15 protein-coding genes are annotated in these 13,989 nt (G+C 74.5%); 7 read left to right on the plus strand and 8 right to left on the minus strand.

The window, feature by feature from the left end; genetic code table 11:
- On the minus strand, positions 1 to 645 hold the full coding sequence (locus DCW30_RS01360; protein WP_076682793.1) for an HAD family hydrolase: 645 nt from the start codon (positions 643 to 645) through the stop codon (positions 1 to 3).
- Between the two features lie 164 nt (positions 646 to 809).
- On the opposite strand from DCW30_RS01360, the gene DCW30_RS01365 reads away from it, so the two are divergent.
- Together DCW30_RS01365 and DCW30_RS01370 are read left to right on the plus strand one after the other, a co-directional pair.
- A complete protein-coding gene (locus DCW30_RS01365) occupies positions 810 to 1,751 on the plus strand; it encodes an alpha/beta fold hydrolase (protein WP_076682795.1) in 942 nt (313 codons plus the stop codon).
- 54 nt (positions 1,752 to 1,805) lie between these two features.
- Entirely contained in the window at positions 1,806 to 2,465 is a 660-nt protein-coding gene (locus DCW30_RS01370) for a TetR/AcrR family transcriptional regulator (protein WP_232627012.1), read from the plus strand.
- Positions 2,466 to 2,471: 6 nt separating this feature from the next.
- Here the strand turns inward: DCW30_RS01370 and DCW30_RS01375 are convergent, their stop codons facing one another.
- From DCW30_RS01375 to DCW30_RS01385, 3 genes are read right to left on the minus strand one after another with little or no spacing between them, the layout of a single operon-like run.
- On the minus strand, positions 2,472 to 3,416 hold the full coding sequence (locus tag DCW30_RS01375) for a LysR family transcriptional regulator (protein WP_076682796.1): 945 nt from the start codon (positions 3,414 to 3,416) through the stop codon (positions 2,472 to 2,474).
- Positions 3,417 to 3,466: 50 nt separating this feature from the next.
- The gene (locus tag DCW30_RS01380) at positions 3,467 to 4,342 is read right to left on the minus strand and encodes an LLM class flavin-dependent oxidoreductase (protein WP_076682798.1); all 876 of its coding nucleotides are present in this window, start codon (positions 4,340 to 4,342) and stop codon (positions 3,467 to 3,469) included.
- Between the two features lie 57 nt (positions 4,343 to 4,399).
- Positions 4,400 to 4,921: a CGNR zinc finger domain-containing protein gene (locus DCW30_RS01385; protein ID WP_076682800.1), complete on the minus strand. Its 522-nt coding sequence runs from the start codon at positions 4,919 to 4,921 to the stop codon at positions 4,400 to 4,402.
- Positions 4,922 to 4,947: 26 nt separating this feature from the next.
- Between DCW30_RS01385 and DCW30_RS01390 the strand changes: the two genes are divergently transcribed.
- The 5 genes from DCW30_RS01390 to DCW30_RS01410 all read left to right on the plus strand — a co-directional run bounded on the left by DCW30_RS01390 (position 4,948) and on the right by DCW30_RS01410 (position 9,993).
- A complete protein-coding gene (locus DCW30_RS01390) occupies positions 4,948 to 5,481 on the plus strand; it encodes a GNAT family N-acetyltransferase (RefSeq protein WP_079249880.1) in 534 nt (177 codons plus the stop codon).
- Positions 5,482 to 5,655: 174 nt separating this feature from the next.
- The gene (locus DCW30_RS01395; protein WP_076688516.1) at positions 5,656 to 6,747 is read left to right on the plus strand and encodes a M20 family metallopeptidase; all 1,092 of its coding nucleotides are present in this window, start codon (positions 5,656 to 5,658) and stop codon (positions 6,745 to 6,747) included.
- Positions 6,744 to 7,529: a GNAT family N-acetyltransferase gene (locus tag DCW30_RS01400; RefSeq protein WP_076682802.1), complete on the plus strand. Its 786-nt coding sequence runs from the start codon at positions 6,744 to 6,746 to the stop codon at positions 7,527 to 7,529. Before DCW30_RS01395 ends, DCW30_RS01400 begins: the two co-directional genes overlap by 4 nt.
- A 59-nt stretch (positions 7,530 to 7,588) precedes the next feature.
- Positions 7,589 to 8,689 carry an o-succinylbenzoate synthase gene (gene menC / locus DCW30_RS01405; protein ID WP_076682804.1) on the plus strand — a complete coding sequence of 367 codons (1,101 nt, stop codon included), beginning with the start codon at positions 7,589 to 7,591 and terminating at the stop codon, positions 8,687 to 8,689.
- Positions 8,690 to 8,763: 74 nt separating this feature from the next.
- Entirely contained in the window at positions 8,764 to 9,993 is a 1,230-nt protein-coding gene (locus DCW30_RS01410; protein ID WP_076682806.1) for a GDSL-type esterase/lipase family protein, read from the plus strand.
- On the opposite strand, the gene DCW30_RS01415 is transcribed toward DCW30_RS01410, so the two are convergent.
- The 4 genes from DCW30_RS01415 to DCW30_RS01430 all read right to left on the minus strand — a co-directional run bounded on the left by DCW30_RS01415 (position 9,980) and on the right by DCW30_RS01430 (position 13,979).
- Positions 9,980 to 11,281 carry an MFS transporter gene (locus DCW30_RS01415; protein WP_076688518.1) on the minus strand — a complete coding sequence of 434 codons (1,302 nt, stop codon included), beginning with the start codon at positions 11,279 to 11,281 and terminating at the stop codon, positions 9,980 to 9,982. The two genes, DCW30_RS01410 and DCW30_RS01415, sit on opposite strands and share 14 nt — an antisense overlap.
- Before the next feature lie 14 nt (positions 11,282 to 11,295).
- On the minus strand, positions 11,296 to 11,952 hold the full coding sequence (locus DCW30_RS01420) for a winged helix-turn-helix domain-containing protein (protein ID WP_076682808.1): 657 nt from the start codon (positions 11,950 to 11,952) through the stop codon (positions 11,296 to 11,298).
- 87 nt (positions 11,953 to 12,039) lie between these two features.
- The gene (locus DCW30_RS01425; RefSeq protein ID WP_076688520.1) at positions 12,040 to 13,080 is read right to left on the minus strand and encodes an NAD(P)-dependent alcohol dehydrogenase; all 1,041 of its coding nucleotides are present in this window, start codon (positions 13,078 to 13,080) and stop codon (positions 12,040 to 12,042) included.
- A gap of 116 nt (positions 13,081 to 13,196) precedes the next feature.
- Positions 13,197 to 13,979 (minus strand): SDR family NAD(P)-dependent oxidoreductase, encoded by a 783-nt coding sequence (locus DCW30_RS01430; protein ID WP_076682810.1) that lies wholly within the window; start codon positions 13,977 to 13,979, stop codon positions 13,197 to 13,199.
- Positions 13,980 to 13,989 lie beyond the last annotated feature (10 nt).

A 13,989-nucleotide genomic window follows, 5' to 3' on the forward strand; every position in this document is an offset into this window, starting at 1 on the left:
TCACGTCGTGCGCTCCGGCGCGCCGCCGAGGAGGCGCGCCAGTTCCGCGGCCGTGGTCGCCGCGTCACGGTGTACCACTCCGGCGATCCCGAGCCGCGCCGCGGCGTCGATGTTCTGCCGCAGATCGTCCACCATGACGGTGGCCTCGGGCGGGGCGCCGAGCCGCTCGCAGGCGATCGCGTACGCCCGGCGCGAGGGCTTGCGCACCCCGATCCGCCCGGAGACCGTGACGGCGTCGAACATGGCGGGCAGGTCGAAGCCCGCGTAGCAGTGGTCGCCGAGGGAGTTGGAGAGGAGCCCGACGCGGTGGCCCCCGGCGCGCAGCCGGGCCACCAGGGCGATCGTTTCGGGGTCGGGGCGCAGCCGGGCCTGCAGGCGGCTCACCAGTCCCGGGCCCTCCACCGTCAGGCCGTGGGCCCGCAGCCGGGCGGCGAAGCCGTCCTCGAACTCCCGCTCGCCGATGCGCCCTTCCTCGTGCGCCACGAGCAGCGCGGAACTCTCCCCGTCCCGGGAGAGGAGCCGCAGCGGGAGACCCGGGTCGCCGCCCAACTCCGCGCCGAGCCCGGTGAAGGCGGTGACCACGCTGGTGGTCAGCACTCCGCCGAAGTCGAAGAGGACCGCTCGGCGCGGGGGTGCCTCGCTCATCGCCGTACTCCCTGCTCCGCCGTGCGGTCGCCGCCGTGTCACGGGGGACCGTACTTGAATCCGGGTTCATGTTCAATGGTTGCCGTCGCGTGACCCCGGCGGGGCCGCCCCCTGTACATTTGAATCCAACGTCAGGTTCAACCCTTCCCACAGGAGTCCCGCGCATGACGACACACATCCCGGTCGGCGACTGGCAGCGCGTCGCGACGCGCGAGGTGACCACGGGGGACATCACCCTCCGGGTGTTCGACCACGGCGAGGCGCGTCCCGGCAGGCCGCCGGTGGTGCTGTGCCACGGCTTCCCCGAGCTGGCGTTCTCCTGGCGCCACCAGCTCTTCGCCCTCGCCGAGGCGGGCCACCGGGTCCTCGTCCCCGACATGCGCGGCTACGGAGGCAGCGGGCGGCCCGCCGACGTCGGGGCGTACGACATCCTGACGCTCTGCGGCGACCTGGTCGCCCTCCTCGACGACGCGGGCGCCGACGACGCCGTCTTCGTGGGGCACGACTGGGGCGCCTCCGTGGTGTGGAACATGGCCCTCGAACACCCGGAGCGGGTGCGGGCGGTGGCCGGCATGAGCGTGCCCGTCACCCCGCGGGCCCCCGCGCCGCCCCTGCCGATCCTGCGCTCGCGCCTGGGCGACGACTTCTACATGGTGTGGTTCCAGGAGCCGGGCGTCGCGGACCGCGCCCTGAGCCGCAACGTGCGCAGGACGATGACCGCCCGGGAGATCTACTCCGACAAGTGGGCCGCCCGCGTGGACGAGGAGGCGGTGGCGCCCTGCTGGCTGAGCGAGGACGAACTCGCCTACTACGTCGACACGTTCACCGTGACCGGCTTCACCGGCGGGCTCAACTACTACCGCAACCTGGACCGCAACTGGGCGCTCACCGAGCACCACGAGGGCCGCACCATCGACTGCCCCTCGCTGTTCGTCACCGGCTCCAAGGACCCCGTGGGCCGGTTCATGCCCGCCAAGGGGCTCGACCGGGTCCTGACCGACCTGCGCGGACACGTCGTCGTTGACGGCGCGGGCCACTGGCTTCAGCAGGAGCGGCCCGAGGAGGTCAACGCCGCGCTCCTCGATTTCCTCTCCTCGGCCGGCTGATACCATCCGCTGCCCCGGTTACGTACAGGCTCGAACGACAGTGAATGGATCTCGGTGGCTGCCCAGCCCCCGGCCGCGGACGGCGGCCAGAAGCAACCGATCACGCCCCGCAGCGCGCGCGGCGTCAGGACGCGCAACGCGCTGATCGCCGCCGCCCGCGAGGTCTTCGAGCGCGACGGCTACCTGGACGCCCGGATCACGGACATCTCCAAGGCGGCGCAGGTCGCCTCCGGGTCGTTCTACACGTACTTCAACAGCAAGGAAGAGGTCTTCCAGGCGCTCGTCGCGCAGGTGCAGGAGGAGATGCTCCACCCGCACCTGCGCGAGCGCACCGGGATCACCGATCCCCGCGAGCTGATCGACGCCTCCAACCGCGAATACCTGCGCGCGTACAAGAAGAACGCGCGGCTCATGGCCCTCTTCGAGCAGGTCGCGCAGGTGGACGAGAAGTTCATGGCGCTGCGCATCGAGCGGGGCAACGCCTTCGCCCGGCGCAACGCCAAGCTCATCCGCACCCTCCAGGAGAACGGCGAGGCCGACACCGGCCTCGATCCGCTGATCACCGCGCACGCCCTGTCCGTCATGGTGAGCCGCATGGCCTACTCGGTGTTCGTGCTCGGCCAGCGCATCCCGTACGAGCGGCTGGTGACGACGCTGAACAAGATCTGGGAGAACGGTCTCCGGCTCACGCCCGCCGAGCACCCGGAGGGGTGAGTCCCGTCAACGCTCGGCGCGCGCGGACGCCAGCAGATGGTCGCGCACGAGGGCCACGTGCGGGTTGTCGGAGGAACCGGGGCGCTGGACGAGGTAGCCGGTGTTGATGGGCGGGTCCTCGGGGTCGTCGAGCAGGACCAGCGCCCCCGAGGCCAGTTCGTCGAGACACAGGTAGCGGGGCAGCACGCTGAAGCCCGCGCCGCCCACCACCGCGGCCTTGACCGCCCGCAGGTCGGGCATGGTGAGGGCGGGCTGGCACACCAGGCGCCTGCCGTAGACGTGCCGCCAGTAGCGGCGCACGATCGGCAGGTCCTCGGCGTACGCGACCAGGGGCACGCCGTTCAGCACCGCGGGCCCGTCCGCGGCGACACGCCCCCTGCCGCCGATGCGCTCCGCCCATGAGGCGCCCGTGACCAGCACGAACTCCTCGTCGGCGAGCGGCACCGAGGCGAGCGCGCGCCCGCGTGGCCGGGCCGTGGCGATGACGAGGTCGTGCCGGCCGGAGCGCAGCTCCGCCAGGAGGTCGTCGGTGAGGCCCGTCGTGATCCGCAGCCGCACCCCCTTCTCCACCAGCGGGCCGAGGCCGGGCAGCACGCTGTGGGAGAGGAACTCCGCCGGGCCCGCCACGTGGACCGGTTCGGCCTGGGCGTCGACGCTGTGACCCGCGACCTCGGCCAGGGCGTCCAGGGGCTCGCCGATGCGGGCCGCCAGCTCGTCGGCGAACGGCGCGGGGGCCGCGCCGCGCGGCGTCCGCGCGAACAGCTCCCGGTCGAGCCGGCGCTCCAGGGAGCGGATCTGGGCGGTGACGGTGGGCTGCGAGAGACCGAGGAGGCGGGCGGCGGCCGTGAAGGATCCCGAGCGGTAGACCGCGAGGAAGGTCCGCAGCTGGTTCAGGTCGAGCGACGCGGTCCCCGCGGCCGCCTCGTCGCCGTCGTCCTCTCTTCGGTGCATACGGCCGAGCCTAGGCTCCGTCCGTGCCCGGGGCGCGGGGTGGGTCCCGGTCAGCGCACCAGCGGGGCGACCTGGTCCGTGACGAAGCGGACGTAGCCCTCCGGGTCCGGCTCGTCGGCGGTGGGCTGGAGGACCACGGTGTCGGCGCCCGCCTCGGCCAGGCGGAGCACGGCCTTCGCCACGTCCTCGGCGCCGCCCGCCACGCCGAGCCCCGGCACCTGTGCGTTGCCCTCGCGCCGCAGCTCCGCGTCCAGGCGCGCCCGTGCGCCGGGCCCGGTCGCGGCGTGGAGGTAGACCACCACCGGGTGCGGCCGGTCCGTGCGGCCTGCCGCCTCGCGGCCCTCGTCGATGAGCCGCCGCGCCCCGCGCACACCGTCCGGCGGGGTGCTCGCGTCGAGGATCGTGCCGTCCGCCGCCTCCCCGGTGAGCCGGACCGAGCGGGGGCCGCGCGCACCCGCGTACACGGCGGGGGCGGTGGCGGGCGGCCAGTCGAGGGCGACGTCGTCGAGGCGTACGTACCGCCCCTCGGTGGTGACGCGCTCGCCCGCGAGCAACGCCCGCATGGCGTCGAGGTGTTCGCGCAGCAGCGTCAGCGGGGACTCGGCCCGCGCGCCGACCTGCCCCATCCAGTCCTGTACGCCGTGCCCCACCCCGAGCATGACGCGGCCGGGGAAGAGACGGTGCAAGGTGGCCGCCTCCATCGTGGTGACCGCCGCGTTCCGCAGGGGTACGGGGAGCAGGCCCACCCCCACGCGCAGCCGCTCGGACCAGGCGAGCGCCGCGGCGGCGGTCGCGATGCCGCTCTCCAGGAAGCAGTCCTCCCAGAGCCACAGCTCGGCGAGGCCCGCGGCCTCGGCCTCGCGCACCACGTCGCGCAGCCGCTCGGGCGGGAGTTGGGGACGGAACACCATGCCGAGAGTCGTCATCCCGCCTTCCTATCGCGGCGGCCCCGGGCGATCAACCGGGTTTCCCGCGGCCGGGAGCTACGCCGCCGCGCGCGCCCGGTGGCGGCGGACCGCGTCGCGGTTGGCGCACCGCTGGGAGCAGTAGCGCTGCCGCCCGGTCCGTGAGGTGTCGGCGAAGATCGTGACGCACTCCGCGACCGCGCAGCGGCGCAGCCGGTGCATGCCGCGCCCCACCAGGTGCAGCGCGGTGCCGACCGCGATGAGCGAGGCGAGCAGGGCGCCGAGCGACAGCCGGTCCTCGCGGTAGTGCAGGTGCCAGCCGTCGCCCGCGTGGTCGGTGAGCCGGGGGTGGGCGGTGGACTCGGCGAGCATGCGGTTGGCGCGGTCGGCGCGCTCCTGCTCCCCCGTGGCGTCGACGACCTCCTCCCAGGCGTCGAGGACGGCCAGGGTGCGGGCCACGTCCGCCTCGGTGGCGGGGTGTTCCAGGGCTAGACCGGCCGCGCGGCAGCGCCGCGTCAGCTCATCGGCGTCGGCGGGGCGGCGGTTGCAGAGGTCCGCGGCGAGGTTCACGGCGTCCGTGCCGTAAGGGTTGAGGTGCATGAGGTCATTACACCAGGCTGACCGTCGTGAGCCTCTCCACCGGACACCGGACCGCCTCCGCCTCCCCCACCGCTGGACCCGCCGGCCGCCACGGCGCCGTACGGCGGGCCGTGCCCGACGACATCCCGGAACTCGTGCGCCTGCGCGCGCTGCTCTTCGAGGACCGCGGCGGCGACTACTTCAGCCCCGCCGCCACCCCCGGCGACTGGCGCCACGACCTCGCCGCCGTCCTGGCGGCGAAGCTGGCCTCGAAGAGCGTCCGCGTCCTGGTCGTGGACGGTGACCGGGGCCTCGCCGCCTGCGCCATCGGCACCGTCGAGCACTGGTTCCCCGGGCCGCACAACCGCAATGGCCGGGTCGGCCACGTGATCGGCGTGGTCACCGACCCCGCGTACCGGCGGCGCGGCCACAGCCGGGCCATCATGCGGGCCCTGCTCGACTGGTTCCGCGAGCAGGGCGCGTCCCGCGTGGACCTCTACGCCTCGGACGACGGCGCACCGCTCTACCGCGCCCTCGGCTTCGTCGACCACCCCGATCCGGCGCTGTATCGGCGCCCGTGACGGTTCGGGGCCCCGCCCCGCCGTTGGTGCGACGGCACGAACAGCGCCGCTCATCTTGGGACCGCACGACGAACTCCTGATCATCGGTCTCCCCTAGCATCGCCGCATGCTTTCGATTGGGAGGTCCCTGTGAGTGACACACCGATGGCCCCGTCGGCCGACCGGCTCTCCGCGATGGTCGCGGACCTGCGGGAACTGGTGGTCTGCGAGTCCTTCTCCGCGGACCTCGACGCCGTGGCGCGCAGTGCCGACGTCGTGGCCGCGCAGGGCGCCCGGCACCTCGGCGCACCGCCCGAGCGCCTCGTCGTGGACGGGGTCACGCATCTGCGGTGGACGTTCGGCACCCCGAAGGTCCTGCTCCTCGGTCACCACGACACCGTGTGGCCGATGGGTTCACTCGCCACCCATCCGTGGTCCCTGGAGGACGGGGTCGCCCGCGGGCCCGGCGTCTTCGACATGAAGGCCGGTCTCGTGCAGATGTTCCACGCCCTGGCCTCGCTGCCCTCCCTGGAGGGGGTGTGCGTGCTGGTGACCGGGGACGAGGAGGTCGGCTCCGACACCTCGCGGGCGCTCATCGAGGAGACGGCGCGGCAGTGCGCGGCGACCTTCGTCCTGGAGGCCTCCGCCGACGGCGGCGCCGTCAAGACCGGCCGCAAGGGCACGTCCGCGTACGAGCTCGTGGTGCACGGCAGGGCGGCGCACTCCGGTCTCGAACCGGAGAAGGGCGTCAACGCGGCGATCGGGGCCGCCCATGTCACGCTCGCCCTGGAGGGGCTCGCCGCGGAGGTCGACGCCGGGGCGCCCGACGACTGGCGCACGACCGTGACGCCGACGATGTCCTGGGCGGGCTCGACGACCAACACGGTGCCCGCGCAGGCCACCGTCTGCGTCGACGTGCGCGTGCCCACCCTCGACGCGCAGCAGGCGGTGGACGCGGCGGTGCGGCGGCTCGACGTGCCCGTGCCGGGGGCGCGCCTGGAGGTGCGCGGCGGACCGAACCGGCCGCCGCTGGAGAACGCCTCGTCCGCCGGTCTCTTCGAGCGGGCGAGCGCGATCGCCGCACGCCTGGGCATCGGACCGCTGCGCTCGGCGAGGGTCGGCGGGGCGTCCGACGGCAACTTCACCGCCGGGCTCGGCTGCCCGACCCTCGACGGCCTCGGCGCCGTGGGCGGCGGGGCGCACGCCGACGACGAGCATGTGGTCGTCGCCGAGATGGCGCCCCGCGCACGGCTCCTGGCCGCCCTCGTCGAAGAGGTCGCGCGGTGAGCGGCCTCACCGTACGGGAACTGCACGACCTGCCCGACCTGGAGGCGGTCGACTCCCTCTTCTCGCGCATCTGGGGCGCGGGGCCCGGCGGTTCACCGATGGGCGTCGAGCAGATGCGGGCCCTGTCGCACGCCGGCAACTACGTCGCCGGCGCGTACGCCGACGGCCGCCTGGTCGGCGCGACCGTCGCCTTCTTCGCGGCGCCGGTGGGCCAGGCGCTGCACTCGCACGTCACCGGCGCCCTGCCCGGCCACGCGGCGGGCCTCGCCCTGAAGCGGCACCAGCGCGCGTGGGCGCTGGACCGCGGCCTGTCCCGGATCACCTGGACCTACGACCCGCTGGTGCGGCGCAACGCCCACTTCAACCTCACCAAGCTCGGCGCGCGCCCGGTGGAGTACCTCACCGGCTTCTACGGCCCCATGGACGACGCGATCAACGGCGGCGACGACACCGACCGCGCCCTGTGCTCCTGGGAGCTCTCCGACCCCGCGGTGGTCGCCGCCGCGGCCTCGGCGCCGCTCCCGGTGACCGTCCCCGACGGCGCGGTGACCGCCCTCGCGGCGCGGGACGGGCTGCCGGTCACCGGCCGCCTCGACGCCCCCGCGCTGCTGGTCGAGGTCCCGCCCGACATCGAGGCGCTGCGCCGCACCGACCCCGGGGCGGCCAAGGCGTGGCGGCTCGCGCTGCGCGAGGTGCTCGGCGGGCTGCTCGCGACGGGGGCCACGGTCACCGGCTTCGACGACCGCACCTCGTACGTGGTCGTACGCGACACCACTCCGTGAGCGCGCCCTCCTCGCCGCTCCCCCTCGCACGCACCCCTCTTTCTCAGGAGCCCCGCACCATGAAGATCACCGGAATCGAACTGCGCCGGATCGCGATGCCCCTGCGGGCGCCGTTCCGCACCTCGTTCGGCGTGGAGACCGCGCGTGACGTCCTGCTCGTGCGCGTGGTCACGCCCGACGGCGAGGGCTGGGGCGAGTGCGTCGCCATGTCGGAGCCGCGCTACTGCTCCGAGTACGTCGAAGGGGCCGCCGACGTGCTGCGCCGCTTCCTCGTCCCCGCGCTGCCCGCCGTCGCCGACGCGCACGCGGTCAAGCGCGCGCTGAAGCCCTTCAAGGGGCACAAGATGGCCAAGGCCGCCCTGGAGACGGCCGTCCTCGACGCCCAGTTGCGCGCCACCGGCCAGTCGTTCGGCGCCTACCTCGGCGCCGAGCGCGAGCGGGTGCCGTGCGGCGTGTCGGTCGGCATCATGGACTCCGTCCCGCAGCTCCTCGACTCCGTGGGCGCCTTCATCGACGAGGGGTACGTCCGCATCAAGCTGAAGATCGAGCCGGGCTGGGACGTGGAGCCGGTGCGCGCGGTCCGCGAGCGGTTCGGCGACGACCTGCTGCTCCAGGTGGACGCCAACGCCGCCTACACCCTGGCCGACACCCGGCAGCTCGCCAAGCTGGACGACTTCGACCTGCTGCTCGTCGAACAGCCGCTGGCCGACGACGACCTCGTCCAGCACGCGGCGCTCGCGAAGCGGCTGCGCACGCCGGTCTGCCTGGACGAGTCGATCGAGTCCGCCGAGGACGCCGCCGCGGCGATCACGCTGGGCGCCGCCTCCGTCATCAACGTCAAGCCGGGCCGCGTCGGCGGCTATCTGGAGGCCAAGGCCATCCATGACGTGTGCGTGGCCCACGGCGTGCCCGTGTGGTGCGGGGGCATGCTGGAGACCGGCATCGGCCGCGCCGCCAACGTCGCCCTCGCCGCGCTGCCCGGCTTCACCCTGCCCGGCGACACCTCCGGATCGAGCCGGTACTTCGCCACGGACGTGACCGCGCCGTTCGAGCTGGCCGACGGCCATCTCGACGTGCCCACCGGGCCCGGACTCGGCGTGGAACCGCTCGACGAGGTCCTCGACCGGGTGACGACGGCCAAGGAGTGGATCCAGCTCTAGGGCCCGTCTCTGCGGTGGCCCGGCCTCCCGTCCCCGCGTGCGCTGCGCGACTCCGCAGCGGGCAGGCTGGGATCATGGACTCTCCACGCGACCCGGCCTCCCCCGCCGCCCCGCCCCGCGGAACGGAGTGGATCACCACTCCGTTCACCACGGCTCTCGCCGAGCGCCTCGTGCGCGGCGCGCTCGACGTGGAGCGCACCGCGCACGGGGTCCTGCCGCACCGGCTGCCGGCCCGCGCCCGCGCGCAGAACACCGACGAGCAGGTGGCGCGGGCGGAGGCCATGCCCGCCGGTGTCCGCCTGGTCTTCCGCACCAGGGCCACCGTGGTGGAACTCGCCGCCCTGCGCACCAAGATGGCGTACGAGGGCGCGCCGCCGGGCCCGGACGGGATGTACGACCTGCTGGTCGACGGCCGCCTGGCCGGCCGGCGTGGTGTGACGGGCGGCAACGTGCTCCTGATGGACCTGGCGACCGGGGCCACAAAGACCCGGCAGGGGCCGGTCGGCGCGGTCCGCTTCGCGGGGCTGCCGGCCGGTGACAAGGACGTGGAGATCTGGCTGCCGCACAACGAGATCACCGAGCTGGTCTTGCTGCGCACCGACGCTCCGGTCGAACCCTGCCCGGCCGGCGACCGCACGGTGTGGCTGCACCACGGCAGCTCCATCAGCCAGGGCGCCGAGGCCGCGGGCCCCACCGCGACCTGGCCCGCGGCAGCCGCCTCGCTCGGCGGAGTGGACCTGGTCAACCTCGGGCTGAGCGGCAGCGCGCTCCTGGACCCGTTCGTCGCGCGGGCCCTGCGGGACACTCCCGCGGACCTGATCAGCGTCAAGCTCGGCATCAACATCGTCAACCTGGACCTGATGCGGCTCCGCGCCTTCGGGCCCGCGGTGCACGGCTTCCTCGACACGATCCGCGAGGGCCACCCGCACACTCCCCTGCTGGTCGTCTCCCCCCTGCTGTGCCCCATGCACGAGGACACGCCGGGCCCCGCGGCCCCCGACCTCGGTGAGGGCCGCTTCGGGTTCGCGGCCATGGGCGACCCGGCGGAGCGGGACACGGGCAAACTGACGCTCACCGTGATCCGGGAGGAACTGGCCCGCGTCGTCGAGCAGCGCGCGGCCGACGACCCGCACCTCCACCACCTCGACGGCCTCGCCCTCTACGGTCCCGCGGACTGCGCCGAACTCCCCCTCCCGGACCAGCTCCATCCGGGCCCGCGGGCCCACCGCCGCATCGGCGAACGCTTCGCCGCGTACGCCTTCGCCCCCGGCGGACCGCTCCAGCGCCGGCCTACTGGCTCCTGACCTCGGCCGGCAGCGGCTCCGGCTGCGTCGCCGCATCGACGCGGTGGCTCCAGAGCAGGACGCCCGTCGTGAGCGTGGCCGCCCCGACCAGCCACGGCAGCGGGCCCGTGGGCAGTACGCCGATCGCCAGGCCCGTGACGGCGCAGGACAGCTGGAGTGCCAGGGACTGGACCGACAGGGCGGTGGCCCTGACCGTCGGGGTCACGCGGCGGTGCAGCAGGTCGTTCTCGTTGGGGCCCGCCGCGCCGAGGCCCAGGTAGACCAGGGCGAAACCGGTCACCGCGAGCACCGCGGGCGCCGGGCCCGCGAAGGTCGCCGTGGCGGCGAGCAGCAGGATCCCGGCCGTGGCCGCCGCCAGGCTCCACAGCACCGCGCGCCCGCTGCCTCCCGTGAGCCCGGCGGTGCGCGGCGCGAGGTGGCTGCCGAGCGCCGAGCAGAGGAAACCGGCGCAGGCGAGGCCCGCGTAGAGCACCGCGCCCGTCTCCGCGCCGCCGGTCAGGGCCGCGGCCCGCCCCGGCGTGAGCAGTTCGAGCGCGGCGAGGGCGCCGCCCGCGGCCGCCGCGCTGAGCAGGACCCGCCGTACGAGGGTGTCGCCGCCGCCCAGCCGGAGACCGGCCGCGATGGTGGTGGGGACGCCGCGCAGCACGTCACGCAGGGTGGCGGACCGTCGGGGCGGCTCGGGCAGCGCGGTCAGGACGTACACCACGAAGACGATGTCGAGGGCCGCGGCGAGCAGGGCGGGCACGGAGAGCGGGATCACCAGGCCGGAGGTGGTCCGCTCCAGCCATGCGCCGGGATCGGGGCCGAGGCCGAGCAGCCAGGGCAGCGCGCCGCCCACCAGGGTGCCGGCGGCGAGCGCCCCCGCGGTGGCCGTGCCGCCGCGGGCCAGGCCGGTCCGCAGGTCGGCGTCCGAGCCGGCGGCGGCGTGGACGGTGTCGACGTACCAGGCCTCGGCCGGTCCGCTGGACAGGGCCCGGCCCGCGCCCTTGACCGCCATGCCGAGCGCCAACGCCCCGGCGGTCGTGCCGAGTCCGCCCAGGGTGAAGGCGATCAGGTCGAGGAGGCCCGCGGCGACGAGGACCGCCCGGCGGCCCACGACGTCGGAGAGCCCGCCCGTGGGCAGTTCGAGCAGAGCGGCGGTCAGCGAGTGGGCGGCGAAGAAGCCGGCGATGGCGGCGAGGCTCATGCCGCGCTCGCCGAAGAGCAGCAGCTGCGGGGCGATGGCGAGCCCGAGCGGCAGCCAGAACAGGGCGCTGACCGTGACGTAGCGGCGCCGCGCGGTGTCCATGTCCAGGGGCGTCTTCACCGGGGGCCCACGGCTTCCGGCCCCGCGTCCGGTCCGGCGTCCGGCCCGTCGGCTCCGGGCTGCGCGCGGGGCGCCAGCGGCAGGCCCGCCGTGAACACCACCGTCTGCAAGGCCCTCGGGTCCGACGCGTCGCGGTCCGTGAGCTCCGCGAGCTTCGTCTCGAAGGTCTGCCACAGCTCGTCGAGGGACTCCGGTGTCAGGCGCGGCATCAGGTCGCTGATGCCGGCGGGTTCCCGCCACGACGGGTCGATCCGCCCGGCGGCGACGTCGCCCTCGTGGCGCTCGACCGTCTCCAGGAGGTGCTGGATCTGGCGCCTGCGCATCACGCCGACGAAGTCACCGCTGCCGGGTGAATCCTCCATGGCCTGGTTGCTCCACGAGGTCACCTCGTGGACGGAACGCCAGCGGCGCTCCCTGCCGTCGCGCCGCTCGGCCTCGGCGACGAACGCGTACTTCGCCAGGACCCGCAGGTGGTAGCTGGTGGAGGCGGACGACTCGCCGGTCAGCGCCGCCAGCTCCGTCGCGGTGGACGGCCCCTCCATGCGCAGCAGGCCGAGGAGCCTGATGCGGAGCGGATGCGTGAGCGCCTTGAGCGCCGCCGCGTCGCTCTCGGGGTCGAGTACGCGCCTGTTGTCATCGCCGGTAGGGGCCATGCGGGGAGCGTACGACGGACCACCCCTTCCGCAAAAGAACTTTTGCAGAGTTTCTTTTGCAGAAAGGGGTGGGTGGAGTCCCGGGCGTCAGCCGTCGGGCAGGATGACCGCACGGCCGTTGACGCGGCCCGCGTGCAGGTCCTCGTACGCCTTCGGGGCGTCGTCCAGGGTGTACGTCTCGACGTGGACGTCGATCGCGCCCGCGCGGGCCAGGTCGAGGACTTCGGCCAGTTCCGCCCTGCTGCCCCAGTACGGGGAGCGGACGGCCACGTCGTACGCGGTGGTGCCGAAGCCGACGGACGCGGCCCCGCCGCCGATGCCGACGATGGAGACGTCCGCCTCGACGCCGGCGCAGGCGGCCGCCGTGGCGGCGGTGGGCGGCGCGCCGACGAAGTCGAACACCGCCCGGGCGCCGAGGCCACCGGTCAGCTCGCGCACCCGGCCCGCGGCGTGCTCGTCGGAGAGCACGGTCTCATGGGCGCCGACCGCGCGGGCGAGGCGCAGCTTCTCCTCCGTGACGTCCAGGGCGATCACCCGCGCCGGGGTCAGCGCGCGCAGGAGCTGGATGGCGACGTGACCGAGGCCGCCGGTGCCGATGACCACGGCGGTGCTGCCCGGCGTCAGCTTCGGCAGCGACGTCTTGATCGCGTGGTACGGGGTCAGTCCCGCGTCGGTGAGCGGCACGGCGGCCACCGGGTCGAGGCCGCCCAGGGGCACCAGGTGCCGGGGGTCGTCCACGATCATGTACTCGGCGATGGCGCCGGGCGCCCCGAGGCCGGGCGGGCGGATGCCCAGCTCGGCGGCGCGCGTGCAGTAGTTCTCCTTGCCCTGCGCGCACAGCAGGCAGCTTCCGCAGCCCCAGGGCCCGTAGACGGCGACGGAGTCCCCGACCTCGAAGCCGGTGACCCCTTCACCCAGGGCCGCGACCGTGCCCGCGCCCTCGTGGCCGAGGGTCAGCGGCAGCGGGAAGGCCAGCGCCTCGGCCGGCATGCTCATCACCGCGATGTCGGAGTGGCAGACTCCCGCCGCGGTGACCTTCAGGAGCACCTGGCCCGGCCCCGGCTCGGGGCGCGGGACGGTGACCACCTCGGGGGCGGCGCCGACACTGCGGTACTGCACCGCCTTCATCTCCGCGGGCATCGCGCCTGTCCGCGCCGCTTCCGCAGGCATCGTGTCCGTACGCATCGTGCTCACTTCTCCTCGCTCCTCTCCCGGTCCCCCGGCCGGTCCGTGTCCTGGGTGGGTCAGCGCGCCGCGTAGCCGCCGTCGACCAGGTGGTAGCTGCCGTTGACGAACGACGCGCGGTCGGAGAGCAGGAACAGCGTCAGCTCGGCGACCTCCTCGGCCGTGCCGAGGCGTCCCTGGGGGTGCAGCGCGACGAGCTGCTCGCGCTGGGCGGCGTCACCCTTGAGCAGCGGGGTGTCGATGAACCCCGGGGCGACCGCGTTGACCCGTACGCCGCGCGACGCGTACTCCACGGCGGCGGTCTTGGTGAGGCCGACGACCGCGTGCTTGGCGGCGGAGTAGGCGGGCGAGCCCGCGAAGCCGTTGGCGCCGAGGATGGAGGACATGTTGACGACGGCGCCGCCGCCCGCGGCGATGAGGTGCGGCAGCTCGTACCGCAGGGAGTAGAAGACGCCGTTGAGGTTGGTGTCGATGACGCGCCGCCAGTCCTCCACGGCGTACTCACCGGTCGGGGCTGAGGCGCCGGCGATCCCCGCGTTGTTCACGGCCAGGTGCAGCGCGCCGTACGTCCGCACGGCGGACTCGACGGCCTCGCGCACCGACTCGGGGTCGGTGACGTCGACCTTCACGGCGGCGGCCCGGCCGCCGGACTCGGTCAGCTCGCGGGCGACGTCCCGCGCGCCCGCCTCGTTGAAGTCGGCGACGACGACGGAGGCTCCCGCCGCGGCGAGGCGGCGGGCGACTTCGAGGCCGATGCCGGAGGCGGCTCCGGTGACGAGGGCGGTCCGGCCCGCGAACTCCGCCGGGACGGCCGCGCTGGTGCTGGTGCTGGCATTGCTCATGGTGGTGCCT

The organism is Streptomyces alfalfae (assembly GCF_004127445.1).
Classification (GTDB): Bacteria; Actinomycetota; Actinomycetes; order Streptomycetales; family Streptomycetaceae; genus Streptomyces; species Streptomyces alfalfae.

What these genes read in the sequence shown, in the direction of transcription:
- DCW30_RS01360 (WP_076682793.1), bottom strand. Translation starts at nt 645, where the DNA reads ATGAGCGAGGCACCCCCGCGCCGAGCGGTCCTCTTCGACTTCGGCGGA.
- DCW30_RS01365 (WP_076682795.1), top strand. Translation starts at nt 810, where the DNA reads ATGACGACACACATCCCGGTCGGCGACTGGCAGCGCGTCGCGACGCGC.
- DCW30_RS01375 (WP_076682796.1), bottom strand. Translation starts at nt 3,416, where the DNA reads ATGCACCGAAGAGAGGACGACGGCGACGAGGCGGCCGCGGGGACCGCG.
- DCW30_RS01380 (WP_076682798.1), bottom strand. Translation starts at nt 4,342, where the DNA reads ATGACGACTCTCGGCATGGTGTTCCGTCCCCAACTCCCGCCCGAGCGG.
- DCW30_RS01385 (WP_076682800.1), bottom strand. Translation starts at nt 4,921, where the DNA reads ATGCACCTCAACCCTTACGGCACGGACGCCGTGAACCTCGCCGCGGAC.
- DCW30_RS01395 (WP_076688516.1), top strand. Translation starts at nt 5,656, where the DNA reads ATGGTCGCGGACCTGCGGGAACTGGTGGTCTGCGAGTCCTTCTCCGCG.
- menC (WP_076682804.1), top strand. Translation starts at nt 7,589, where the DNA reads ATGAAGATCACCGGAATCGAACTGCGCCGGATCGCGATGCCCCTGCGG.
- DCW30_RS01410 (WP_076682806.1), top strand. Translation starts at nt 8,764, where the DNA reads ATGGACTCTCCACGCGACCCGGCCTCCCCCGCCGCCCCGCCCCGCGGA.
- DCW30_RS01415 (WP_076688518.1), bottom strand. Translation starts at nt 11,281, where the DNA reads ATGGACACCGCGCGGCGCCGCTACGTCACGGTCAGCGCCCTGTTCTGG.
- DCW30_RS01420 (WP_076682808.1), bottom strand. Translation starts at nt 11,952, where the DNA reads ATGGCCCCTACCGGCGATGACAACAGGCGCGTACTCGACCCCGAGAGC.
- DCW30_RS01425 (WP_076688520.1), bottom strand. Translation starts at nt 13,080, where the DNA reads ATGAAGGCGGTGCAGTACCGCAGTGTCGGCGCCGCCCCCGAGGTGGTC.
- DCW30_RS01430 (WP_076682810.1), bottom strand. Translation starts at nt 13,979, where the DNA reads ATGAGCAATGCCAGCACCAGCACCAGCGCGGCCGTCCCGGCGGAGTTC.